Here is a 650-nt window from a genome sequence, read left to right as displayed (position 1 = left end):
CCGGTGATCGTGTTGCCGGGGCTGCCGACCACCGTGGATGCCGGGCCGATGATCGCCCAGATGCTGCGCCGCGCCTCCTCGCCCGGTTTCGGGTCGTGGTGGCATCGCGCCGAATCGGTCGGGTTTTGCGCCCACCCGATCCAACTGTCCGGTGCTGACACCGCCGGGCGTCGGCACACGTTGTGGACGCGCTGCAACAACCGCCGCGCCGCGGTGTGCCCATCATGCTCAGACCTCTACGCCCGTGACACCTGGCAACTCGTACACGCCGGAGCCGCCGGCGGCCACCACGACATCCCAGTTGAGGTCGCGGGCCGACCGCAGGTGTTCGCCACCTTGACCGCGCCCAGTTACGCGGCGGTGCACAACGCCAGCGGCACACCCTGCCACACCACACCCAACAGATCGGCGGGCCGCTGCCGACACGGACACCCGCTGCACTGCACCACAACCCATCATGTAGACGACCCCGTGGTAGGCCAGCCACTATGCCGGGACTGCTACGACTACCTCGGGCATGTGCTGTTCACCTGGCATCTGCCCGAGCTGTGGCGGCGCTTCACCATCGCGCTACGGCGCGCCGTCTCAACACACCTGAAAACAGTTGGCGTCAAGCCCGGTTCGGTGCGGGTCAATTTCGTCAAAGTCGT

The 650-nt window shown here is 67.2% G+C and carries 1 protein-coding gene; it reads left to right on the top strand.

The features are described from left to right. A partial coding sequence (locus HMPREF0591_RS34340; protein ID WP_425270274.1) for a replication initiator occupies nucleotides 1–650 on the top strand: 650 nt, incomplete at both ends.

It is taken from the genome of Mycobacterium parascrofulaceum ATCC BAA-614, assembly GCF_000164135.1.
GTDB classification, from domain to species: Bacteria; Actinomycetota; Actinomycetes; order Mycobacteriales; family Mycobacteriaceae; genus Mycobacterium; species Mycobacterium parascrofulaceum.
This window is presented reverse-complemented; position numbering and strand designations above follow the sequence as displayed.